Genomic DNA, 22,982 nt, shown 5'->3' with positions numbered 1-22,982 from the left:
GAAATTAACAGTGCGCATCATTAACGATCTTGGAAAAGCGAGCCAATTACGCCACCTTTCTTTTCAGAGTGATCACCGTAATCTCCGGCCAAATGCCCAGCCGGCCCGAGAAGGCCAAAAAGCCGAAGCCCCTGTTTACGTACAGATAGCGGTTTTGGTGATTGATGAGGCCGGCCCAATCCAGGTAGCGGTATTTAACCGGGCTCCATTTAATGCCTGCCGTTTCAATACCAAACTGCGCGCCGTGGGTGTGGCCCGCCAGGGTTAAGTGAATATCGGTAGGGTTGTAGCGCACTTTTTCTTCCCAATGGGTAGGGTCATGCGAGAGCAAGATCTTAAATGCATCATTATCTACGCCGCTCAGGGCCTTGTCCAAATCTCCTATCTGTATAAAACCTTTACCCCAGTTCTCTACACCAATCAGCGAGATCTTTTGTCCGCCTTTTTCTATTACCACATTCTCGTTAAGTAACAAACGGTAGCCCAACTCGCCGTGGTGGCGTTTTAACTTTTGCAGGTTTGCTGCTTTTTCTTCGGGACTCGCCCATGGGATGTAGTCGCCATAATCGTGATTGCCCAGGATAGAGAATTGCCCGTAAGGGGCTTTTAACTGACTAAACCTGTCTATATATTGCTCAATTTCCCAGGCGGCGTTGTTTACCAGATCGCCGGTGAATACAAACAGATCTGATTTTTGGCTTTTGGCGAGATCTATCCCCCGTTGCATGGCGGTTACATTATCAAAACTACCGGAATGGATATCCGAAAGCTGGGTAATGGTAAAACCATCAAAAGCCTCGGGCAGGTCGTCATAGTAAATAGTGGTGCGGTGTACTTTATAATCGTACTTGCCTCTTATCATGGCGTATAAAAAACCGGTAAAAGGCACAGCGGCTATCAGCAGCGCGGCCTGCACAATAAACTTGCGCCGCTCGGGGAAGAATGGCTGGTCTTCTGGCTTATTATTCATAATATTATCGCCAACGCCATATAAGAACCTGCCGAGATCGCCCAGCGAAATGATAATGATAAAGAATAGTTTGGTGATAAAGAAGGTGAGTAGCAGGCTCAGCATCCACTCGTGGAAGGGTGTCATGCCCTTGGCGGTGCTATAGCTGCCAAAGCCGGCCATAAACACCACTGTTACACCTATAGAGATAACCGCGTAGCCCCAAAGTACAATTAAGCGCCATGGGCGCGATTGCCAATCGGCTGTTAAGCTGCGTAATCCGTGGATCACGTACCAATCCATCAGCAGCGTTATTGCCGCTATAATTAAAAACACATTTAAAAAACCACCTCTATGCATAGTATAACCGGGTAAGGCCGCAAGATAACCAAGCTAAGGTAATTAGGGTGTAAAATTGAGTTGCCTTTTCCGCGCAAATTCCTATTTTTAACCGCTAATTTTAATTTATGAGATACTACCTGCTTACGCTATCGGCTCTATTGTTCGTTTCATCTGCGTCCGTCGCGCAGCAAACCAAAAAGGATACCTTGTTTTTTGAAGATTTTAACAGCAAAACCCTCAACCGCGGCAAATGGAATGTAGAAGTTACCGGGCGAACAGTGAACGATGAGCAGCAGGCTTATATAGATTCGGCAGGTACGATTGATCTGGTGAATGGCCAAGCCGAAGGGGCAACCAATGGCGCGCTGGTGTTAAAAGCCGTTTACAAAGCGGGGCATACCAGTAAAGAGCAAAAGAAATACGATTTTGTATCGGGCAGGATAAACACGCGCGATAAAATGATGTTCACCTACGGCACATTTTCGGCAAGGATGAAAATCCCGGCCGGCGCGGGCCTATGGCCGGCATTTTGGCTGTTAGGCAAAGGCAAATGGCCAGATTGCGGTGAGATAGACATTATGGAAACTGTTGGCGACAGCAGCTGGACAAGCAACGCCCTGCACGGCCCGGGCTACTTTGGCAATACCCCATTGGCCTACCGGGCGTTTTTCCCCAAAGGGGTAGATGTAACCCAATGGCATGTTTACACGGTTGAATGGACAGCCGCCAGCCTTGTTTTTAAGGTAGATGATGTAATAACCTACACAGTAACCAAAGCTATGGTAGAAAAATATGGCCGATGGGCATTTGATAACCCCAAGTTCGTTATCCTGAATTTTGCTTTGGGTGGCGGCTATCCAAATGGAGTTAATAAGGTGAAAGAACCTTATTTCGGCCTGTCGCAATCATCTGTAGATAAAATAAAAAGCGGAGACGCCAAAACCTATGTAGACTGGGTGCTGGTAACCAAATAAAAAAAAGCGCTCCCGAATGCCGGGAGCGCTTTTGATTTATGTAGAGGCGCGATACTTCGCGTCTTTTTTTATGGATTCTTGTTAGCAGACGCAAAATATTGCTTCTCTATGGTTATTAATACCGCCTAACCACTACACGTTTGTAAGGGTGGTGATAAACTACCGTTCTGCGGTATGCAGGGCGGCTAACTACCACTGCCCGACGGTATGGGCGGTGATAAACTACCGGGCGTGATGCCACCACGGTACGGCGGTAAGCATGGCGGTAAACCGGGCGTGTGGTTACTACGGTACGTTGATGAACCGGTGCGCCTACACGCGCTCTTACTACTACCTGGGCTTTTGCGCCTTCAAAGGCGAATAAAGCGATGATGGTTACGGCTAATATTTTAATGTATTTCATGATGTTTTTATTTAATTGTTGAATTTATTTGGGTTGATTATATTAATAATTGCTGTGGTTGTAACTGCCGTTGTTGTTATTGTCGCGGTTATGGTAGCCATCGCGGTTATTATCACCCTTACGGTCGTGATGCCTGTCGTTATTATACCTGCGATGGGTACGGGTGTTATCTATTGCACAGCTTGATAATGCGACGGTTCCAAATAAAAGCAGGGCCAGCATTTTTACTATTTCCTTTTTCATGGTGTTTATGTTGAATGTTAATTTCTGTTTCTTTTATAAGTTAAACTAAGCCCGGGGAGTAAAGTTTAGTCCGCGTAAACAGTATCACATAAACGTTACAAAAGGAAAGGAGGGGGTGGAGTGGGGACAAGTAAGACGGCAGCTGCAAGTAGACTTAAGCCCCAAAATACCGGTTTATCAGTTTAGCAATAAAAATATACAGCATATCCATTATCAAAAAAACGATGAGCAGAACTCCGATATTAAGGGCTGTTCTTGGATAGCCATATTTGCCTGCATCTAAAAAGAAATAGGGGTAAAGGCCGCAAATGGCACCCCGCATTAAAATATACACCAGGTAACTTGCCGGGTACCAAAGCCATGAGAAACCATCTTTCCAGTTAATGTTATCCTTGGGCACAAATGCCAGCCAGTAAATGATAAACAGTGCAGGGGTTATTACATGAACCAGTTCGTTGCTCAGGCTGGCCAAACCAACCGGGTGATAGGTGGAGCGTAAAACCAAATTGAAAACCAGCGCCACGATGCTGATGTTTACGGCAACCGAGGTTAGCGTGCCCCTCCGTTTAAAAAAAGCGGATTGCGTACTGCCAAGCGCCGCGGCGGTAAAGCAAACGGCTACCAGTGTATTGGTTTGGATGGTAAAAAAGCTGAATAACTCTACCAGTGTGCCGCCTAAGGTGCGCCCCTTTGCGAGGTAAGCAGGCACCGAGGTGTAAAATTGCGAAATAACACCAAGCCAGGCAACCATGCTTAATGGCTGCCACGGTTTTAATGTTTTTTACGATTGCCATGCAACGAGGTTTGAAGGTGTATCATACTAAGATATTCATAAATATTTGCAAGTGTATTTGTTACAAATAAAATTATGAGATAGGCGTTGGCGCATGTATATTTATCGCATAAACAACTGTATACCCCCATGCTTATAATCAACCGCCCTCAAAGTTTAAAGGTTAATGCTTTTAAAGCTGTCATTATATGTGTTTTTTGCTGTTTGCCATTTATAAGCCAGGCACAAACTACATTTAACCACGCTGCGCTCTGCTCTGCCAACTTAAAAGTGAGCAATAAGTTTTATACCGAGGTGCTGCAATTAAAGATCATCCCAAATCCTTTTAAAGATACCGTACACACCTGGTACAGTATTGGCCCCAACCTGCAAATGCACATTATCCAGGCCAATTGCCCCAAAGCAGATTACCCCCGCGGCGTGCATTTGTGCTTTAGCGTACCATCCATCACCGCATTTGTAAGCCGCCTTGGCACCATGAACATCCCCTACAGTAACTGGAAAGGCGAAACCGGTAAAACCGAGCATCGCGTAGATGGAGTAAACCAAATTTATATTAACGACCCCGACGGTTACCTCATAGAAATTAACGACGCTAAATAATTAATAGTTGCGTTGACAATTATTTCGTGTGTGGCACAACCACACGGAATGGTTTTTGCGCATATATAACTATGAGAGGCTACGTTAACATCCCGAAGTCTGTTTATTGCAAACCTTGCCGTGAATGCGGCGCGCGGCCTATCATAGCGCACGCGGGTATTGAAGGGTATGTAGTTAAATGCCCTAATAACGAAACTCACTATCAAACCACCCCCGGAATTATTGATATTGAAGACTGGAACATCCACAACGCCCTGCTGTACGATAATGATTACGATTTGAAATTATGAGTAGGTAATTAGTATTTTATCTATTAAATAATTTTCTAATATTGATAATAAATTAATCAATATTAAACCATTTCGATTCTGTACCGTCAGAACCACCTGATTACCAATTAATAATAAGGTTATGAAGGGTTATATCAACATTCCGGAATCATTTAAATGTAAAGGGTGCAAGCTTTGTGGCTCGGCCCCAATTATTTCCCTTGCAGAGCATGGGTTGTACCAGCTTAAGTGCCCTAATAACGATAGTCATTATCAAACCAACCCGGGTGAAATTGATATTGACGACTGGAATATCCATAACACTCAGCTGTACGATCATGACTACGACCTGAAGATGATAAGCGAGGGATAATTACATTAACTTTAAGAGCTTTATATCGAATACCGAATTTCCAATATCAAAGTTTAATTCTGTGCCCGTCGCAAACAATTTCCCTGTAATCCATATTGTCTACATCAATCACAGGTGAATTAGTAGATCATTTTAATCGGCGTAATTATCCCCAAATCCGTGTAATCAAAAAACAATATGAACAGAACAATCGGAATAGTACTTATCGTAATTGGCGCGGCCATGTTGATATGGACAGGTTTTACCTATACCAAAAAGGAGAAAATAGTTGATGCAGGCCCCATCCAAATCTCGGCCGACAAGCAAAAAACGGTAAACTGGCCACCATACCTGGGCGGTATTTTATTGGTTGGCGGTATAGTTATTGTAGCTACGGCGAAAAAATCGTAATCGCGCTGTATCTTAGCCGCGATGGACCCAACCTTTTTTAAAACACAAGAGGAATTTCGCGGCTGGCTGCAGTATAACCACGCCAGCCAAACCGAACTACAGGTTGGTTTTTATAAAACAGGCAGCGGAAAGCACAGTATTACCTGGCCGCAATCTGTAGACCAGGCGCTGTGTTTTGGCTGGATAGATGGCGTGCGTAAAAACATCAATGAGGATAGCTACAGCATTAGATTTACGCCGCGCAAGCCCAAAAGCATCTGGAGCGCCGTCAATATTAAAAAAGTAGCCCACCTTACAGAAAACGGCCTGATGCAGCCTGCCGGCATTGCCGCCTATGCCAAGCGCGAAGAAAAGCGCTCGGCGATCTACAGTTTCGAGAATGAGGAAATGACGCTGGCACCAGCTTACGAAGAGCAGTTTAAAGTAAACGAAAAGGCTTGGGCGTTCTTCCAGTCGCAGGCACCCTGGTATAAAAAGGTCTGGCATCATCGCATCATGTCGGCAAAGCAGGAAAAAACGCAACTGAACCGGTTAGAGAAATTAATAAAGGCGAGTGCAGAGGGGAAGCGGGAGGATTAGTCCCTCGCAAGGACGCAGGTATTTAAGCCTATTTTCCCTTATAAATCCTCACCACCTGCCCGCCGCCGCTGGCCATCAACGTGCTTAAAGTCGTTTCGCGGGTTACTGGTTTTACTTCTTTCACCAAATGGTTGGCATCAACGTTAGCATCGGGGGCGTCGCTCCAAATTTCGGCAGTGTAGTTTCCGGCTGGTAAAAAATCGAGTTTGGTTTTTAAGTCGCGCTTAGCGCTGTTGGTGATGGCACCGATGTACCATTCGCTGCCTTTGCGGCGCGCAATAGTTAGGAATTGGCTGGGTTCGGCATCCAATACGCGGGTCTCATCCCATGTGGTGGGCACCTGCTGCAAAAAATCGAAGCCCGACTGCCCCACGTAGGCTTCGGGATAATCGCAGGCCATGCCTAATGGGTTCTCCAACGCTACGTACATGGCCAGCATGTGGCAGCGGGTACCCATTACCATAGGGCGGGTGTAATTTACCTTAAAGTTTTGTGGTGTGGCTGCACGGAAACCACCCAGATGATAATCGGTTGAGCCGGCTAATAAACGGGTGAACAGGATATCGAGGTCGGTATCCGGCGTCACCAAATTTCCCCATTTATCGTTCTCGTAGTTCAGTGTACCCTCTCGACTAAATTCGTTGGGATAAGTGCGCTGCATGCCTGTTGGCTTGTAAGCGCCGTGGAACTGGATGTGCAGCTTATGTTTGGCAGCACATTGCAATACCTCTTCCTGCATGTTCACCATCTCCTGGTCGTCGCGGTCCATAAAATCACACATCAGGCCTTTTATACCCCACTTTTCATATTGGGCAAAGGTTTGTTCCAACTTTGGATAAAGGGCGTAAAAATGCACCCAAACCCTTATACCTACTCCGCGTGCAGCTGCCGAATCGCAAATCTGTTGCATATCCAGACCGGGTACGGCTTTAGATGGGTCGGCATTTGGGCCGGGTTGAAAGCCGGAACCATCGTTCACATACCATTCGTGCAGGCCATACTCCACTACCGAATGGTATTCAATTTTGTTTTTGGCGCAGAAATCTACATAATACATATTGGTTACGTAGTTGTTGCCCGGCGCATTCAACCAATCGGGCGTAACGTTGCCGTTCCACCAGGGGAAAGTAGTTTTACCAGGTTTCAACCACGATAGATCCTTTAGTTTGTTAGGCTCATTCAAATTGGTGAGGATGTTCGATTCCAGGAACGCGCCCACCCGGTCGCTGATCATCATTACCCGCCAGGGGCTGTTGTGCGGCAGGGTAGCTTTTACGGCGATGCCGGGCTCTTTGGGCAGGGGAGAAAGGCGGCTTTCGAGCACGCCGTTATGTTTAATGAGGTACATCCCGGCATAATTGTGCAGGGCGGCCTCGGTTATCGCCATGTAAGCGCCCCCGGGAAATGCGAACAATGCTGGCATATCCATCAGCGTATCGGCTGCCAACTTATCTAAAGTAGTTTTGGTATAAATGCCCTCATGTGACGTAGTAAAGTTATCGCGTAGCAAAACGGTAGCCTTAGGGTTTTGGCTGAGGTTGAACGTGTTGGTCTCCGCGGTGATCTCCACCTTGTCCATACCTACCTGTTTCGGCATTACATAACGGAAGGCTGCACCATCGTTAAAGATGCGCACCTCTACATAGAGCATCCGTTTAGCGCCGCTTTGCTCTCGAACGGGGATTATCGCCCGGTTGCATTCGCTGTGAATTTTGCTGGCGTGCCCAGTGATCAATTCATAATCTTCCGTTAGTTTTTCGGCATGTACAACTTTAAATGTAACATCGTTGGCAAAAGGCCCCCCATTTTTAAAACTGATATTGAGTCGCGAATTTTCTGCCAGAACCATACCCTTGTAGCTGATCTTATAGTACAATCCGGCTTTATCGGTATTCAGGCTGAAGCTTATCTTTTTATCGGGCGAGGTAATTGTAAGCGGATTTTTAGCAAACGCGTTTGCAGTGATAAGCAGCAGTGCTACCACAAAGTATTTTTTTAAAGATGGCATGCTATCAGTTTATCCGATGGTGCGGACGAAGCCTAAATGTAGGGAAATTAAGGGCTAATTTACAACAACTTACCTGTTTGCATTGCCGACTGCAAGGTGCGTACGCGCAACTTTGGGGTGTACCACCGCTCGGCCAGTTGTTTTACCCAGCGGCGCTTGTAACCGAATAGCATTTTAAGCATATTCACTTTTGCCGAGCCGGTTGGGTAGCCGTATTTATACCAGGTAAAACGGGTGGCGTCTATTTTAAAATGTTCGGCAAATTCGTCTATAAACAGATCTATTTCTATGTCGAAGATATCCAGATCGAGGTCGATACTGGTATCCTGGGAGAGGTTTTCAACATCCAGGCGCTGCACTTTATACTTGCTACAGTAATCAATAATGAAATTTTTTAACTGTGGGTGTATCTGCTCCATGCATGTGACTTATATATTATAAGATGCATTTTTTGGAAAGAGGTTGCATGTTAATTGGAAATACTTGAAATTTTGAGGCGCTTTTGGTGAGGACACCAAAATTGGGACAAAGACAGGCTAAAAACCTACACAACTTTCTCCAGCTTAAACATATCCAAAGGTTGTTTCAGCACACCAAATCTTTCGGGGATATCCAGCGGTACTATTTCGCCGGTTTTTTGGTAGCCGCGTCTTTCGTACCAGGCTATCAGTTCAGTGCGCACGGTAATAACCGTCATCACTATGGTATGGATGCCTATTTCACGGGCGTATTCTTCGCCGGCAGCTAACAATTTTCTACCTATACCCTGCGCCTGCAGCAAGGGCGACACCGTCAGCGTGCCCAGGTAAACTTTTTCGTTTTGCTTTTTGAGGTATACGCAGCCGGTTATCGCGCCATTGTCATCCGTATGCTTTAAGATAGCGGCGTCCGGGTCGGTCATTTGTTCCATCAGGTCATCGGGCCCAATGCGTTGGCCATCTATCATGTGGCCCTCGGTGGTCCACCCTTTCAGGGAAGTTTCTCCTCGATAGGCAGAGTTGATGAGCATGGTAAGTTCAGGGATATCGGTAGTGGTGGCTGTAGTAATTGTAGACATAAGGCCGCAAATTTAACCTATCCCTACAATAATTTAAAATCTTCTCGCGGCGGACTAAAAAGATCTATCAGTTTACAATCAGTTATAGCCAACCCACCGTGCGGTACGTTGGGCGGGATAATGGCAAACATGCCCTTCTCCATCATTTGCGGGATGCCGTTTACGGTGAGCTGAAATTGCCCCTCGAGTATAAAGGCACATTGCTCGTGAATGTGCTGATGCGGCGGCACCTCGCTGCCTGCATCCACCTCAATAAAATTAATAGTGTTGGCAGCCGTATGAATTATTTTGGAATGATAACCCGGCGCTATGTCCTTGGTTTCGATATCCTTGAAATATTTGAAAATAGATGTATCCATAAGTAGTTAAATAAGCCTTGCAAGCATCAGCGTAATCATTCAATCAATTAAATCAGCGGTTCTACCCAACAATATACTTGCTCCCCGGCAGGTACGATAATATTTTGATGAGCACATAGGTAACAATAAAAGTGCTAACCGCCATTACGGGAATCACCAGCATACTGTTGTTGTGCAGCCAGTTGTTTATAGGCTCAAACAGCACCACCAGCACTAAAATATGCGCAAGGTACATCCCGTAAGTAAGTCCCGATACTTTGGCGATGAATTTCTCCAGCCCCGGACTTTTAATTGTTGTCAGGCTGAATAATAAAAATAAGCCGGTTGCCATGCAGGCCACGTTAATAGTTGGGAATGCCCAGCTAAGTTCCAGTTCGGGGAGATCTTTAGCGAAGGGTAGCTGGTGGGCAAAAACGAAGTGAGTAACAACATAGCCAACCAATACCAGCAACAAGCCAATTACAGCGGTAGCCGCCTTGGAGAGCCGCACATGATCTTTAAAATAGTGCCCCAGTATTAAGTAACCTATATAGCCGGAGAAATAATGCACGGCTGAGAACTTGTTCCAGAACGCCTCGCCCATAACCTCAGGATAAACCGTGCGGATGTAGGGGATAAAAAGCGTAAATACCCATATCGCCAAAAAGAAGAGCTTAAAGTTTTTTGAAGCGGTTTGCACCCAGGGAGATATCACCGGGATGAAAAGGTAAATGCCGATGAGCATGTAAACAAACCACAGGTGCCCGGCAGGCCCGTTAAAGTTCAGCGGGATAATGTAAAGCCCATGCCACATTTGCTGCAGGGTAAACTCACCTTTAAAGTAAGGCACAATTGCATACATGGCCGACCAGAATAGAAAAGGGATGAGCAGCCTGGTAAAACGTTTTTTGTAAAATACCTCGGGCGCCTCTTTTATCGGCAGCAGTAAATAGCCCGATATCATTACAAAAAGGGGCACACAGGCCCGCATAAAGCTGCCATAGTTGTTTACCCAAACATGGTGCGTACGAATAATGTTGCCCACCGGGCCGATATAGAAAAACTCGCCGCTGTGTACGGTGAGTACCATAAGGCAGGCAAAAATGCGAAGTAAGTTAAGGTAAGCCGTAGGGCTGGGTTTAAACTCGACGCGGGAATTAGTGATAGTCGTCATTACAGGGAATTGGTGGCGTAATTTATATAATCTTACCGTAACTTGGTACAGAATTTAAAACTTACTCCGCCTTTACAGGTTTAAGTTTTACAACCTTTATTTGCCATGGCTTTTATAGATTATTACAAAATACTGGGTGTTGCTAAAACCGCTTCGGATAAGGACATTAAGAGTGCTTACCGCAAGCTGGCCCGCAAACATCACCCCGACCTGAACCCCGATAATACAGAATCAAACAAAATATTTCAGCAGTTAAACGAAGCCAACGAGGTTTTAAGCGATGCCGATAAACGCAAGAAATACGATAAATACGGCGAAAACTGGCAGCATGGCGAAGCACACGAACAAGCCCAGCGACAGCAGCGCAGTCAAAATAGCTATAGCGGCGGATCTGGCGGCGGCGCGCAGGATTTTGGTGATGGCGGCGATTTCTCAGAGTTCTTTAACTCGATGTTTGGCGGTAGCCCGCCGGGGAGCTCGGGCGGCGGCAGGCAGCAGCAGCGCTATCGGGGGCAGGATTTGAACGCCACCTATCAAATAAGCTTGCGCGATGCCATGGAATCGAAAAAGCAAACGCTCACCGTTAACGGTAAAAATATTCGCTTAACCATTCCCGCTGGGATAGAGAACGGGCAAACCATTAAAATAGCAGGGCATGGCGCTGCAGGTACAAAAGGGGCACCGGCCGGCGACTTATATATTAAGTTTACAATACCAGATGATGCCGAGTTTAAACGAACAGGCAACGATCTGCATAAAACGATTAACCTTGACCTGTATACCGCTATTTTGGGCGGAGAAATTACTGCCGATACCCTCACGGGTAAAGTGAAACTGAAGGTAGCCGCCGGGACGCAAAGCAATACCAAGGTTAAGTTGAAGGGCAAAGGCGTGCCGGTTTATAAAAAAGACGGACAAATTGGCGACCTGTACATCACCTATAATGTACAATTACCTACCAACCTGTCTGCAAAACAGCGCGAATTATTTGAAGAATTAGCAAAATCCTGAAAAAAATTTAAGCCAATGAAAACCGAGAACTTAATAACCGTAACCGATTTTTGTTTGTACCACAACGTGGAGTATACCTTTATAGATCACCTGCAGGAGGCCGGACTGATAGAGGTAACCATTATTAACCAAACTACTTGTATACCAGTGCATGAGATAAGGAAGGCAGAGCGGTTGGCCCGCTTGCACACCCAACTGGATATTAACGAACCGGGCATTTTAGTGATAGACAGCCTGCTGGATAAGGTGGAAAATATGCAACAGGAATTGGCCGTTTTACGCAGCCGTTTACGGCTTTATGAAGGCTGATCTGAAAAAAAAGTGGCATAATTTTTAAACCCTTGGGGTTGCAGAGAGTCTTACCTGCAAAACAAACAGGAATTAGTAACTAAAAATTACACGTCATGAAACTAATTAAATTTTCGATAATAGCCCTTGTATTAACCGTTTCGGCTCAGTTTGCAAAAGCCCAGGTAAGGGTAGGCGCAAGTATCCATATTGGTTATAACCAACCACGCAGGGTAGTATACCCGGCCTATTATGAAGAACCTGCACCCGTTTATTACGAACAGCCGGTGTATGTTAACCGTCCCGTTTATTATCGTCCAGCTTACCGCAGGGCATACTACAGGCCACAATACCGCAGAGAGGTTTATCGCGAAAATTATTACGAAGGCCGTGGCCGGGGTCGCGAGGATTATTATGAAGGTCGTGGCAAAGGTCATGGCCATGGAAACGGTTGGGGCCGTGGTGGCAGAAGATGGTAGTTATAAATTAGATAAATATATGGAGCCCCTCGGTTGAGGGGCTTTTTTTGTTTTTGTTTGTCATCCTAAGCGATAGCGAAGGATCTAATAACGAATATGCATATCGGCTACCTGCTCGTCGGCGAATAGATGCTTCACTGTCGTTCAGCATGACAAGGTTGGTGTGTAATTTCCTTACTTCTTCAAAAAGCTGTTCAACGCCTGTTGGGTAAACTCAGATAGTACCAGTTCTCCGCTTATCGCGGCGCGGTCCAATAAAAGTTGATCCCAGTTGGCCGTGCCCTCCCAAAGGATCTGTTTTAGCCCAACAAGTGCCTCTGGGTGATACGAAGCCAGTTTCTGGGTTAATGATAACACAGCCTCATCAAGCGCCGGGATATCGGCGTAAACCTCGTTATAAAGCCCTTTTTCCTGCGCCCATTGTGCCGACTGGAAATCAACCGCACGGATGGTCAACTGCGAAAACGCGGGTAAGCCTATTTTGCGGATCACCGCTGGCGATATTACAAAAGGACCGATGCCTATAGCCAGTTCGCTTAATTTGATGGCTGCTGCCTCAGTAGCCAGGCAATAATCTGCGGCTGCCGCCAAGCCAACACCACCGCCAACCGCTTTGCCCTGGATACGGGCTATAATGATCTTTGGCGATTTGCGGCAAGCGTTTATCACATTGGCAAAGCCCGAGAAAAACTCCGCGCCGGCTTGCTTGTCTTTTATCTGTAGCAACTCATCAAAACTGGCCCCGGCACAAAAGGTACGGTCGCCATGGCTTTTCAAAAGGATAACGCGGCTTTTGGAATCGATGCCGGCGAAAGTGATCATTTCTGACAGTTCCTTAAGAAGGCCTGCAGGCAGCGAGTTTTGAGCGGGATGGTAAAAACTGATGGTGGCTACCCCATCATCGCCCAGCGTTAACGATACATTGCCATTATCGGTGTTGCTCATAATTGAATTTATGATGTGTGAGGGCAATATCAGTAAATTTATGTTACCCGCCAATTGTTAGCCAAAGCCGGGGGCGCTTGCGGCAACTGCGAATGCTAACCAGCTTATTCTACTAACAGCGGCAACTCCACATAAAAGGTTGAACCTCTGCCCAGTTCACTGTCTACACCGATGCACCCTTTGTGATTTTGGACTATTTCGTGGGATATATACAGCCCCATGCCCAGCCCGCTGGTCATGTTCTTTTTATCTTCTACGCGGTAAAAGCGTTCAAAAATTTTGCTTTTTTGGTCGTTGGATAAGCCAATGCCCTCGTCCGTTACCGATATGCGCACATATCCGTCGCGCTGTTCGGTGCCGATGCGCACTGTTTTGTTGATATGGGAGTATTTTACAGCATTGTTCACCAGGTTCATCAGCACCTGCTCCAGGCGTTCCTGGTTGCCATATATTTTATAGTTTTTATCCGCCTGGTTCTCAAAAGTATATAGTGGGTACATGTGTACCGCGTTTTCCACACATTGCCCCACCAAGTCGTTGGTATTTACGTCATTTACCGCGTATTCCAACCGTCCGGCTTTTATTTTACTTACATCCAGCAGGTCGTTTATAAGCGATTGCAGTTTGTTTAACGACCCGCCCGCCTTGGCTATGTAGTTTTTTATTACAGGCGGCAACTCCTCCTTGTTATATGCCGATATTAATTGCAGGTAACCTTTTAAGCTGGTTAACGGCGTTTTTAACTCGTGGCTGGCTATGCCTATAAATTCATCTTTGCGCTCCATTTCGCGTTTCTGGTCTTCAATATCCGTAGCTGTGCCTACCCAGAAAATAATCTCGTCCTTGTCGTTTTTTAGCGGGTTGGCGCGGTTTAAATGCCAGCGATAAACACCATCGTGCCTGCGGTAGCGATTCTCAACCTCAAACATCTCGCCGCTTTGCAAAGATCGTTTGAAGTTTTCAACCGTTTCCGCGAGGTCATCGGGATGCACCAACTCCTGCCAGCCAAAGTCCCCGGTTGTCGCAAAGTTAAGCCCGGTATAGTCGTACCAGCGCTGGTTGTAAGAACTGACGTTACCATCCGGCAGGTTGGTCCAGGTCATCTGCACAATGTTATTGGTGAGTAGTTTAAAGTGCTCCCGGCTTATGGTGAGATCATGCGTGCGTTCCTTAACCGTTACCTCTAACGATTCGTTCAGCATTTCTGTTATAGAGCGCGCCTCTTCCAATTGTTCGTTGCGCAGCTTCAATTCTTTTTCGGTGGCTTTTAGTATGGTGAGGTCGGTAATTATAAGGCTGAGCGCTATGCCGCTGTCCAGCTCTATAGTGGTACAGCTAAACAGGCAGTGCATATCTTTGTCGCCACCATCTTTTATCGTAATTTCCTGTTTGCAATCTTTTTCCCAGCTGCTTTTTATCAGGTTTTGCAATTTTTCCTTAGTATCCCCGGGCACGAAGGATAAGATGGGCATACCAATAGCATCCTCCAGCGGCGTATCGGCCATATTGGCAAAGCGGGTATTGCAATATAAAACAATGCCATCGCGGTTTACCGTAACGGCACCCTCGTTCATTTTCTCAATAAAAACGCGATACGTTTGATCGGCGGTTTTAAGGGTATATAGCTGATGCCCATCGCTGTCTTTAACTACCAAAGCATCCACCTGGCCGGTGCGGATAGCGTGTATGGTATCGGTAGCCTCTTCCAGTTGTTGGCGCAGCTCTTCAATTTCGGCTAAAAAGCTGTTATTTGAATTTTTTTGCTCCATGATGTTTAACTTATTTCGGGCAGACCAAGCCCTTTTAAAACTTTATTGGTATCGCTCATATCGCCAATCATGCGCCTTTCGGTGCCCGGTGCCTTTTTTATAAGCAGGGGCAGGGCTATTATATCTTCACCCTGCGCCAGTTCGGGCTGCTGGTGTATATCCACAATTTTCAGCTCATAATTGCTACGGAGGTACTTTTCGCAAAGGATATTCAGATTCTCTACCGCGCGAATGGAGTTGGGCGATGCCCCTGTGATAAACAAACGTAACACGTAGGCCGAAGCTTCCGTATTACCCTCGTAATCGGTAAAATCTTTTTCTATATTGGCCATGATTATTATAGCTACAACTAAGCGGGGCGAATGTTCAATCCTACCAGTACCTTTTCTTCGTTACTCAGGTCGCCAATTATTTTACGGATGGGCTCGGGCACTTTGCGCACCAAGGTAGGGATGGCCAATATCTGGTCGCCCTCGGCCAGTTGCGGTTGCAACAGCAGGTCTATCACTTCTATGCGGTACTGGCCCTGAAGGTGTTCCTCACAATATTTTTTGAGGTTACTCAGCGCCGTTACCGATTTTGGGGTTTTACCGGCCACGTATAGCCTCAGTTCCCATTTTTTATCTTCTTCTGTTTCAATGTCCATTTTACTTTCCTCCGGTGGTTTTAGATGGGGTAAGTCCCCCTCTGCGTATGTTCGTTATCTCTTCCCGGTTTGTTTCTAAAATTTGTTTTTTCAGTTCATCTTCCAGGTAAACTTTGTTCAGCTCTTCCTCTACCGATTCATATTCACTATTCAGGCTGGCAATTTTTGCTTCCAGCACTTTGCGTTTACGCGCAATCTCGCGGTCCTTACGGCCAATGGAATGAGCTTGGATGGCCGCGCCGGTTTGCTCCTGCAGCATCTGCTGTTTACGCGCCGAACCAGTTAGTACACCTTCGGGGCCCAGGTAAACGTCTATCAGGTTCAAGCCTTCATCAGATATTACAAACTCGCGCACCTGATTGGAGTGTTTCATTCCCCGGGCTTTCATTACGTAAAGACCGCGGTTGCGCTCGCCATTAAACTCAATATCGCGCACCAGCAGCCAAGTGTCTACAAGCGATGATACGCCTTCATCAGTTTGCTCATTTACAATGGTATTGAGCGAAAGGGCGGTAAACATTACCGAGATCTGTTCATCCTGCAGAAAATCTATCAGGCGCACCAGCATGTTCTTCACCTCGCTTACCGAGCCTATATTGATAAAGTTGGTTATCGGATCCATGACGACTACCTGTGGTTTGAATTTTTTGATGAGCTTGTGGATGGCCACCAAATGCATCTCCAACCCGTACATATTTGGGCGCGACGCGTTGAATAACAACAGGCCCGAATCTACGTGCTGCTGCATATCTACCCCTATTGACCGCATGTTGCGGATGATCTGGTTAGGCGATTCCTCCATGGCAAAATACACGCAACGATGGCCCCTGTTACAGGTTTCGTTGGCAAAATAGGCCGCTATACTGGTTTTGCCGGTACCGGCAGTGCCCGATACCAAAGTACTGCCCCCCTTGTAAAAGCCTTTGCCACCAAGCATCTCATCCAAGGCCGGGATGCCTGTTGGCACTCTTTCGGTAGATACCTGTTTGGCCAGTTTTAACGATGTTACCGGTAAAACCGATATCCCCTCTTCATCTATAAGGAAAGGGTACTCGTTGGTGCCGTGTACGGTGCCGCGGTATTTGATAATGCGCAGTCTGCGGGTGGAGATCTGGTTGATGACCCGGTGATCCAGCAGGATAACGCAATCTGATACATATTCTTCCAGCCCCTGGCGGGTGAGGGCATTGCCCTCGCCGCGCTCACCTGTAATGATTGCGGTTACACCTTTTTCTTTCAGCCAGTGAAACAGCCTGCGGATCTCGGCTCGAAGCACCGCCTGGTTATTCAGGCCCGAAAACAAGTTCTCCAGTGTATCCAGCACAACGCGTTTTGCGCCGATGCTGTCTATAGCATAGCCAAGACGGATAAATAGCCCTTCGAGGTCGTATTCGCCAGTCTCTTCAATTTCGCTGCGATCGATGTGGACATGATCTATGCGTATTTTTTTGTCTTCCTGTAGTTTCTTAAGGTCGAAACCTAATGACGCTACGTTCATGGCCAGTTCGTCGCTTTTTTCTTCAAAGGCAACAAAAACGCCGGGTTCATTAAATTTCATGGCGCCGCGTACGATAAATTCTACCGACATCAGTGTTTTGCCGCAGCCTGCCTGGCCGCATATCAAAGTTGGCCTGCCCGTAGGCAAACCACCCTCGGTGATTTCGTCAAGTCCGGCTATCCCTGTTGGGGTTTTTGGCAGAGTTGCGTACGCAATGGTTGTGTTTTTTTTAGTATTGCTCATTTTATTGAGTATTGTTTTTAGTCAGATAGTTTCATGAAAGTATAAAATATTCCATCTGAAGCAATCTTATGGTGTGGTATCGGCTTACTATATGATATAATGTTGTTAATTTCTCTTATAAATTATTGACAAATAACTGTACAGATTTGCAATTGTTTTGATAGTCATATGCTTTTTACAATAATTAATACCAAATTAACTATCAATAAAATAAGTTAGATGAAGATTAGGGGAGGGGAGTTGTAACATAATATAGCTCGGCATAAGGCCTCCAGTTTTTATTTTATGGACGTATTGTACGCACATGGACACCCCGTGGCGGGCTATTTGCGACAATGTGGTATTTCTCACAAAAAAAGCCTTTTTCTTGAAAAATAAATAAGACACTCATTAGTGATTATATAATTTTGGCCTTAGGCGAAACTAAAAAAGCGAAGACGCATGTTTGCATCTCCGCTTTTACTACCTGCTTAAAAGAGCATCAAATAAGTTTGGCGTTAGCAAGCTTACGCCGGCATTATTGTTCGCCGTAAGTGCTCCATTGGGCTACGCCTTTTGGTTCAGCGTTTTTAACTTCTGCGCTCTTAGTTTTACTCATTTCTTTGTTTTGGGTTTCTGTTGCTTTTAATTCCTTGTCGAAATTTTGGGCCAGTTTGGTTTGCCCTTCGGTTTCCTGCGCCTGGGCCAGCGGTTTTTCAACGTAAATAAAATGCTTGCCCATACCTTTTATCTCGCCTTCATTCCATGGTCCACGAACGGTACCGTCAGATAAGTTATAAGCGTTTTGCAGGTAACGGGGATCTGCCGCCAATACGCCCGGAGGGAAATTCGGTTGAATGCTTTCCAACGCCGCCTCGAACATTTTGTAGTGTGTTACCTCTCGGGTCATCAAAAACGAAAGCGTTTCGTGGATGTAGGGGTCGTCTGTAAATTTCATCAGGTGCTCGTAAACCAGCTTTGCCCTCGATTCGGACGCCAGGTTGGTGCGCAGGTCAACGGTAAGATCGCCGTTAGAGTTGATGTACGAAGCGCACCACGGGATGCCCTGGCTATTACGTGGTGTTGGCCCGCCGCCAGTGATGATGGGGAACTGCGGGTTGGCAGATAAAGCTGCATGGATAACGCTTTCCTTTTCAGCTTTTCCGTTCATGGCAACCATTATCTCGCTTTGTTCTGCAGCGTCCTTCAGGTCGCCGTTAACACCCTTCAATAGCATTTGGATGGTAGCACCTACGATCTCCAGGTGGCTAAATTCCTCGGTAGCGATATCCATCAGCATGTCGTACTTATCGGGATGTGGCTGCTTGGCCCCGAAGGCTTGTGTAAAATACTGCATCGCGGCAGCAAGTTCGCCATTTTCGCCGCCGAATTGCTCTAACAAAAGGTTGGCAAAACGTGGGTCGGGGCGTGATACCCTGGCATTAAATTGTAGTGATTTAACGTGATGAAACATAAAAGTAAATTTTAAGGTAAATAATGGGACAGTTAAGGATGGGCTAAGAAAAAGGCGGGATCGTGCGTTGTTAATACAACTAAAAATGATGCGCAATGTTTCAATTATAAATTAATAATATTTCTTATTTTTTAATTAAGAAATAGTTTAATTTCTATTTAGCTGTAATTCATTAAGTTTAAAATTAACAAAAAACAATGCAGGAATGGTAGAGGTAGTGGAGGGATTTACTTTTAATGACGATAACTCATCAGTTTTGGGTGTAACTAATGTTTGTTTAACCGTTAATTTTTTTGGGAAAGAAAAGCAGCGTTACCTTGGCTCGGTGGCCGAAGGCTTAAGCTGCCCCATGCTTATTATTAATACGAAACGGCCTGTTTACCTTGGGAACCGGCGCACGCTAATTAATCGTAAACTCATTAAAGGACTTGATATTGTACGGGGCAGGCAGAGGGAATTAAATAGCAAAGCGGTAAGCAATCCAGGCGAAATTACTCACACGCTCTGTTTTTACTTTTGCAAAAGTGGCAGTGATACAAAAAATGAGCAACCCAGGTTTTTGCCTTGGCTTTCGGCCCAAATTTTACCGTTGTGCAGCTCCACCAATATTTTGGCTATAGAAAGGCCAAGGCCGTTACTCATCTCCTTATTGGTAGGCACGGCGCTTAAACGGGCAAATTTGGTAAACAGCTTTTGCATATCGTCATCATTTAACCCCTGTCCCTGGTCTCGAAATTCTACAACAAGGTTGCCATCAACTTCTTCTGAACAAATGGTTATCCAGGCATCTATATGCGAATATTTGATAGCGTTACTTAGTAAGTTTTCAAAAACTTCCAGTATGCGGCCCTTATCTACCCGGGCAGTACTTGCGCAATTAAGCTGCAGTAATATCTTTTGATGTTTTTGTTCGGCCATTACCTGCAGGTTGTTAACCACCTTTTCTATCAGGCCGGTTGGGCTTACTTCTTCAAAGTGCAGCATCATCACGCCATTATCTATCCTGGCGAGGTTAAGCAGTTCGTTCAGATCGTCCAGGATGCGTTTGCTGGCGGTTGTTATTTTGCCTGCCATTGCTTTAACCGGTTCTTCGTTGCTCTTCTGCTCTATAAGCTTGGCGTATAAGGATATGGCGGTAAGCGGGTTTTTAATATCATGCACCGCAATGTTCATCAGATCGGTTTGTACGCGTACAATGTTGCGGGTAGTTTGGCGCAGTTCCAGTTCGTCGATAATAATTTCCGATAGGTTCTTCAACATTTCCAGCTGTTTTTCGGTTGCCACCCGTGGCACGGCATCAACCACACTTATAGTGCCCAGCAAGTGGCCATCCAATGTTCTTATGGGTGTGCCGGCGTAAAAGCGCACAGATTTATTTGCAACCAGGGGACTATCTTGCAGCAGGGGCTCTAAAAGAATGTCGGCAAAAACTGTTGTATCGGCGCTAAGCACGGCCAGTGTAGCAATGGCTTCCTCGGGTACCTCAATGCCTTCTGTTGTAACAATTTTGGCTTTAAAAAACACGCGGTCGTGGTCTACAAAGCTTACAAAAGCACTTGGAGTATTAAAAATTTGGGCGGCAAGTATGGCTATATTGTCGAAGGTTTTGTCGGCCGGCGTATCAAGTATCTCATACTTGTATAGTTTCCTTAAGCGCTCTTCGTCATTTAGCGGGATAAGGGATACCTGTTTAAAAAACGGATCCATAGGTTATAATCAAAGAGTAACTAAGTAGTATTAAAAAGGCAGTATAAATGTACTGTTAATAAAGTGGATATTGTTGTAGTTAATTTACCTTAAATAAATAATAATTATTGTTGGGGCTTATAGGGGCATTAATTGATGGAGTTTCCCGCCGGTTGCGCGATGATAATTTTTAGCCAAGCCATTTGAGATGGATGAACTGTTGCGAAAGATGGAATTGCTGATGAATTAAGAATCCTTTACCACCGCGTCATTGCGAACTACGAAGCAACCTCTACGCATTACATAGCCGATTTGCAAGCCGCTTGTCCTATTGAGAGATTGCTTAGTGTATGGTAATGACGTTGGCTTTATTTACTGTGCCGGTTCCCTTGTCAGCCCTTTATTTTTATCCTCGCTTCTCCATGCTTCATAATTAAGCCCGGGGGTGAGCCAGTACAGCAATACAACCCGTGAGTAGCGGTAATTAAACGGCGATAATACAAATATCACCCCCATTAAAATACCAACGTAAAGCCATGGCGAATTGGAACCTGTTAGCACGTAGGTTGCTACCGCGAACGTGACCATTTGAGCAACGTTAAAAGCGTAGCTTACAAACATGGCTACATACCAGTACCCCGGTTCGCGCTCGTAATGCAGGCCGCAATGTGAGCAGTTATCATGCATTTTTTGTCCGAACAGTTCGTATGTGCTGGTAGCGAAGATATCTCCACGGCGGCATCTTGGGCATTTGGCTTTTAAGCAGCCCTCGAGGGCGGAGATGGGTTTGGCGGGTTTTATGTTAGTGGTGTCCATGAGTCAGGGTTTGTTTGCGAAATTCTTCGGGTGTTTGTCCGGTGTATTTTTTAAAAAATTTGGTAAAGTAGGAGTTGTCGGTAAAGTTTAGCTGAACGGCAATAGCGGTTATGTTCAACTCAAGATTCACCAGCAGGCGTTTGGCCTCCAGTATCACCCGGTTGCGAATCACTTCACCAGCCGGGATGCCCAGTATATCGTTACAAAGCGCGTTGAGGTGGTTGGGGGTAATGTATAGCATGGCTGCATAATCTTTTGGCAGCCTCAGCGAGGCAAAATTCTTATCGGTTAACTTACGGAAACTTTGCAGCAGGGTATGGTTGTAGTTGGGTGCAATAGCCGGGTTGCTTTGCTCGCTTTGGCGGGCTATCAAAATAAACAATTGCAGCATCAGCGCCTTTATCATATCCATACCCAGCCGATGGATGTTGCCGCTTTCCTGGATCAATTGCTCAAACAGGCCGGCAACGGGCTGGTAAATATTCGGGGATAAATTAATCACCTGATCGTCTATGTTCCCGCTAAAGAAGGGCAGGTTGTCCAAATAATCGGGCCTCAGCAAAAACGACTGGAAGAATGATGCAGAAAAATTGATAATATAACCATCTACCAGCCCTTCAAAACTCCAACTATGTACCTGCCCTGGTACCATAAAGTAAATTTGGTAAGGCCTCACCGCGAAAGTTTTAAAATCGATAGCGTGCGTGCCGTCGCCTTCGGTAAAAAACACCAGATGGTAAAAGCTGTGCTTATGCGCCATACTGAGGTTTTGATGCTTTTGCAGGTAAGGCGCAAAACGGCTAATGAGCAGATCATCGTGCTGGTGATCGCTCAGGCTGCAAATATCATAAACCGGGAATGCCTTTTTCATTAACACAAAGATACCTAACAAACACAAGTACTAATGGTGATATATATCACTTTTGTGGTGTTTTTTACTGATTGTAATAATTTGACTGATACTGAGCCAAAATATTTAATTTCACCGGCATAAGAACCCGTTATGACAAAACCAGACAGCCTTATTTTTGATATGGATGGCACCCTTTGGGACGCCGTTGACACCTACGCACACTCCTGGAACGTGGTGTTCAAAGAACTGGGCATCGATAAAACCATCGACCGCGCCCAACTGGCCGGCATGGTAGGCTGGGAAGGCAAAAAGGTAATTGAAGTAATGATGCCCGAGTTTGAGCCCGATAAGCGCTGGGAGATTTATGCGCAGGTAAACGAAAAGCGCAAGGTGCTGATCCCCGAGATGGGCGGTATTTTGTACGAAGGTGTAAGGGAAGGCCTGAAACTATTAGCAGAGAAATACCAGCTTTTCATCCTTAGTAATTGCGCGGCGGGTGTTATCCGCCAGTTTATTGATTGGGCGGGGATAGATGAGCATATAAAGGATGAAATTGCCTACGGCATCAACTTTATGCCCAAGCAACATAATATCAAATTACTGACTGAAAAATACGGTCTGAAGAACCCAGTTTACGTAGGCGATACCGAAGGCGACGGCCATCAAACCCGCCTGGCGGGCATACCGTTTGTATTTGTAAGCTACGGCTTTGGGCAAACGGACGATTACGATTTGAAGTTTGATGATTTTAACGCGCTTACCACACATTTTTTAAACTTATAAGCGGCAGATGCGTTAGC

At 45.8% G+C, this 22,982-nt stretch carries 28 protein-coding genes; 10 read left to right on the top strand and 18 right to left on the bottom strand.

Features of this window, described 5'->3' with window-relative positions; all coding sequences use genetic code 11:
• Positions 1-46: 46 nt before the first annotated feature.
• Positions 47-1,309 carry a metallophosphoesterase gene (locus EPL05_RS13515; RefSeq protein WP_208394746.1) on the bottom strand — a complete coding sequence of 421 codons (1,263 nt, stop codon included), beginning with the start codon at positions 1,307-1,309 and terminating at the stop codon, positions 47-49.
• 107 nt (positions 1,310-1,416) lie between these two features.
• Between EPL05_RS13515 and EPL05_RS13510 the strand changes: the two genes are divergently transcribed.
• Entirely contained in the window at positions 1,417-2,265 is an 849-nt protein-coding gene (locus EPL05_RS13510; protein WP_128534500.1) for a glycoside hydrolase family 16 protein, read from the top strand.
• Between the two features lie 115 nt (positions 2,266-2,380).
• Here the strand turns inward: EPL05_RS13510 and EPL05_RS13505 are convergent, their stop codons facing one another.
• The 3 genes from EPL05_RS13505 to EPL05_RS13495 form a co-directional block, all read right to left on the bottom strand.
• Entirely contained in the window at positions 2,381-2,668 is a 288-nt protein-coding gene (locus EPL05_RS13505; RefSeq protein ID WP_128534499.1) for a hypothetical protein, read from the bottom strand.
• Positions 2,669-2,710: 42 nt separating this feature from the next.
• A complete protein-coding gene (locus tag EPL05_RS13500) occupies positions 2,711-2,911 on the bottom strand; it encodes a hypothetical protein (RefSeq protein WP_128534498.1) in 201 nt (66 codons plus the stop codon).
• 154 nt (positions 2,912-3,065) lie between these two features.
• Positions 3,066-3,662 (bottom strand): Pr6Pr family membrane protein, encoded by a 597-nt coding sequence (locus EPL05_RS13495; protein ID WP_128534497.1) that lies wholly within the window; start codon positions 3,660-3,662, stop codon positions 3,066-3,068.
• 246 nt (positions 3,663-3,908) lie between these two features.
• Between EPL05_RS13495 and EPL05_RS13490 the strand changes: the two genes are divergently transcribed.
• From EPL05_RS13490 to EPL05_RS13470, 5 genes are all read left to right on the top strand, one after another.
• A complete protein-coding gene (locus EPL05_RS13490) occupies positions 3,909-4,307 on the top strand; it encodes a VOC family protein (protein ID WP_166727699.1) in 399 nt (132 codons plus the stop codon).
• A gap of 71 nt (positions 4,308-4,378) precedes the next feature.
• Complete coding sequence (locus EPL05_RS13485; RefSeq protein ID WP_128534495.1) at positions 4,379-4,597, top strand: hypothetical protein; 219 nt, start codon at positions 4,379-4,381, stop codon at positions 4,595-4,597.
• Positions 4,598-4,718: 121 nt separating this feature from the next.
• A complete protein-coding gene (locus tag EPL05_RS13480; protein ID WP_128534494.1) occupies positions 4,719-4,949 on the top strand; it encodes a hypothetical protein in 231 nt (76 codons plus the stop codon).
• A 177-nt stretch (positions 4,950-5,126) separates the two neighbouring features.
• Complete coding sequence (locus EPL05_RS13475) at positions 5,127-5,339, top strand: hypothetical protein (protein WP_128534493.1); 213 nt, start codon at positions 5,127-5,129, stop codon at positions 5,337-5,339.
• Positions 5,340-5,360: 21 nt separating this feature from the next.
• Complete coding sequence (locus EPL05_RS13470; protein WP_128534492.1) at positions 5,361-5,918, top strand: YdeI/OmpD-associated family protein; 558 nt, start codon at positions 5,361-5,363, stop codon at positions 5,916-5,918.
• Positions 5,919-5,946: 28 nt separating this feature from the next.
• On the opposite strand, the gene EPL05_RS13465 is transcribed toward EPL05_RS13470, so the two are convergent.
• The 5 genes from EPL05_RS13465 to EPL05_RS13445 form a co-directional block, all read right to left on the bottom strand.
• The gene (locus EPL05_RS13465) at positions 5,947-7,926 is read right to left on the bottom strand and encodes a glycoside hydrolase family 97 protein (RefSeq protein ID WP_128534491.1); all 1,980 of its coding nucleotides are present in this window, start codon (positions 7,924-7,926) and stop codon (positions 5,947-5,949) included.
• Positions 7,927-7,985: 59 nt separating this feature from the next.
• On the bottom strand, positions 7,986-8,345 hold the full coding sequence (locus EPL05_RS13460; RefSeq protein ID WP_128534490.1) for a DUF1493 family protein: 360 nt from the start codon (positions 8,343-8,345) through the stop codon (positions 7,986-7,988).
• Between the two features lie 125 nt (positions 8,346-8,470).
• Complete coding sequence (locus tag EPL05_RS13455) at positions 8,471-8,983, bottom strand: GNAT family N-acetyltransferase (RefSeq protein ID WP_128534489.1); 513 nt, start codon at positions 8,981-8,983, stop codon at positions 8,471-8,473.
• Positions 8,984-9,006: 23 nt separating this feature from the next.
• A complete protein-coding gene (locus EPL05_RS13450; RefSeq protein WP_128534488.1) occupies positions 9,007-9,342 on the bottom strand; it encodes a cupin domain-containing protein in 336 nt (111 codons plus the stop codon).
• 61 nt (positions 9,343-9,403) lie between these two features.
• The gene (locus tag EPL05_RS13445; RefSeq protein WP_128534487.1) at positions 9,404-10,495 is read right to left on the bottom strand and encodes an acyltransferase; all 1,092 of its coding nucleotides are present in this window, start codon (positions 10,493-10,495) and stop codon (positions 9,404-9,406) included.
• Positions 10,496-10,600: 105 nt separating this feature from the next.
• Between EPL05_RS13445 and EPL05_RS13440 the strand changes: the two genes are divergently transcribed.
• The 3 genes from EPL05_RS13440 (at position 10,601) to EPL05_RS13430 (ending at position 12,273) form a co-directional block, all read left to right on the top strand.
• Positions 10,601-11,506: a DnaJ C-terminal domain-containing protein gene (locus EPL05_RS13440; RefSeq protein ID WP_128534486.1), complete on the top strand. Its 906-nt coding sequence runs from the start codon at positions 10,601-10,603 to the stop codon at positions 11,504-11,506.
• 15 nt (positions 11,507-11,521) lie between these two features.
• Positions 11,522-11,815 carry a chaperone modulator CbpM gene (locus EPL05_RS13435; RefSeq protein ID WP_128534485.1) on the top strand — a complete coding sequence of 98 codons (294 nt, stop codon included), beginning with the start codon at positions 11,522-11,524 and terminating at the stop codon, positions 11,813-11,815.
• 95 nt (positions 11,816-11,910) lie between these two features.
• The gene (locus EPL05_RS13430; protein WP_128534484.1) at positions 11,911-12,273 is read left to right on the top strand and encodes a virulence factor; all 363 of its coding nucleotides are present in this window, start codon (positions 11,911-11,913) and stop codon (positions 12,271-12,273) included.
• 174 nt (positions 12,274-12,447) lie between these two features.
• On the opposite strand, the gene EPL05_RS13425 is transcribed toward EPL05_RS13430, so the two are convergent.
• The 9 genes from EPL05_RS13425 to EPL05_RS13385 form a co-directional block, all read right to left on the bottom strand.
• On the bottom strand, positions 12,448-13,218 hold the full coding sequence (locus tag EPL05_RS13425) for an enoyl-CoA hydratase/isomerase family protein (protein WP_128534483.1): 771 nt from the start codon (positions 13,216-13,218) through the stop codon (positions 12,448-12,450).
• A 104-nt stretch (positions 13,219-13,322) separates the two neighbouring features.
• Positions 13,323-14,987, bottom strand: a complete 1,665-nt coding sequence (locus EPL05_RS13420) for an ATP-binding protein (RefSeq protein ID WP_128534482.1) — start codon at positions 14,985-14,987, stop codon at positions 13,323-13,325.
• 5 nt (positions 14,988-14,992) lie between these two features.
• Positions 14,993-15,319, bottom strand: a complete 327-nt coding sequence (locus EPL05_RS13415) for a circadian clock KaiB family protein (protein ID WP_128534481.1) — start codon at positions 15,317-15,319, stop codon at positions 14,993-14,995.
• Between the two features lie 17 nt (positions 15,320-15,336).
• The gene (locus tag EPL05_RS13410; RefSeq protein WP_128534480.1) at positions 15,337-15,633 is read right to left on the bottom strand and encodes a circadian clock KaiB family protein; all 297 of its coding nucleotides are present in this window, start codon (positions 15,631-15,633) and stop codon (positions 15,337-15,339) included.
• Position 15,634: 1 nt separating this feature from the next.
• On the bottom strand, positions 15,635-17,374 hold the full coding sequence (gene kaiC / locus EPL05_RS13405) for a circadian clock protein KaiC (protein WP_128534479.1): 1,740 nt from the start codon (positions 17,372-17,374) through the stop codon (positions 15,635-15,637).
• A gap of 517 nt (positions 17,375-17,891) precedes the next feature.
• Positions 17,892-18,827 carry a manganese catalase family protein gene (locus EPL05_RS13400; RefSeq protein ID WP_128534478.1) on the bottom strand — a complete coding sequence of 312 codons (936 nt, stop codon included), beginning with the start codon at positions 18,825-18,827 and terminating at the stop codon, positions 17,892-17,894.
• Between the two features lie 510 nt (positions 18,828-19,337).
• Positions 19,338-20,534: a GAF domain-containing sensor histidine kinase gene (locus EPL05_RS13395; protein WP_128534477.1), complete on the bottom strand. Its 1,197-nt coding sequence runs from the start codon at positions 20,532-20,534 to the stop codon at positions 19,338-19,340.
• 351 nt (positions 20,535-20,885) lie between these two features.
• Positions 20,886-21,329, bottom strand: coding sequence for a DUF983 domain-containing protein (locus EPL05_RS13390; RefSeq protein WP_128534476.1), 444 nt, complete (start codon positions 21,327-21,329; stop codon positions 20,886-20,888).
• A complete protein-coding gene (locus EPL05_RS13385) occupies positions 21,316-22,200 on the bottom strand; it encodes a helix-turn-helix domain-containing protein (protein WP_128534475.1) in 885 nt (294 codons plus the stop codon). Before EPL05_RS13385 ends, EPL05_RS13390 begins: the two co-directional genes overlap by 14 nt.
• 132 nt (positions 22,201-22,332) lie before the next feature.
• On the opposite strand from EPL05_RS13385, the gene EPL05_RS13380 reads away from it, so the two are divergent.
• Complete coding sequence (locus EPL05_RS13380; protein WP_128534474.1) at positions 22,333-22,965, top strand: HAD family hydrolase; 633 nt, start codon at positions 22,333-22,335, stop codon at positions 22,963-22,965.
• Positions 22,966-22,982: the final 17 nt, after the last annotated feature.

This window comes from Mucilaginibacter gilvus (assembly GCF_004054195.1).
In the GTDB taxonomy this organism is placed as follows: domain Bacteria; phylum Bacteroidota; class Bacteroidia; order Sphingobacteriales; family Sphingobacteriaceae; genus Mucilaginibacter; species Mucilaginibacter gilvus.
This window is presented reverse-complemented; position numbering and strand designations above follow the sequence as displayed.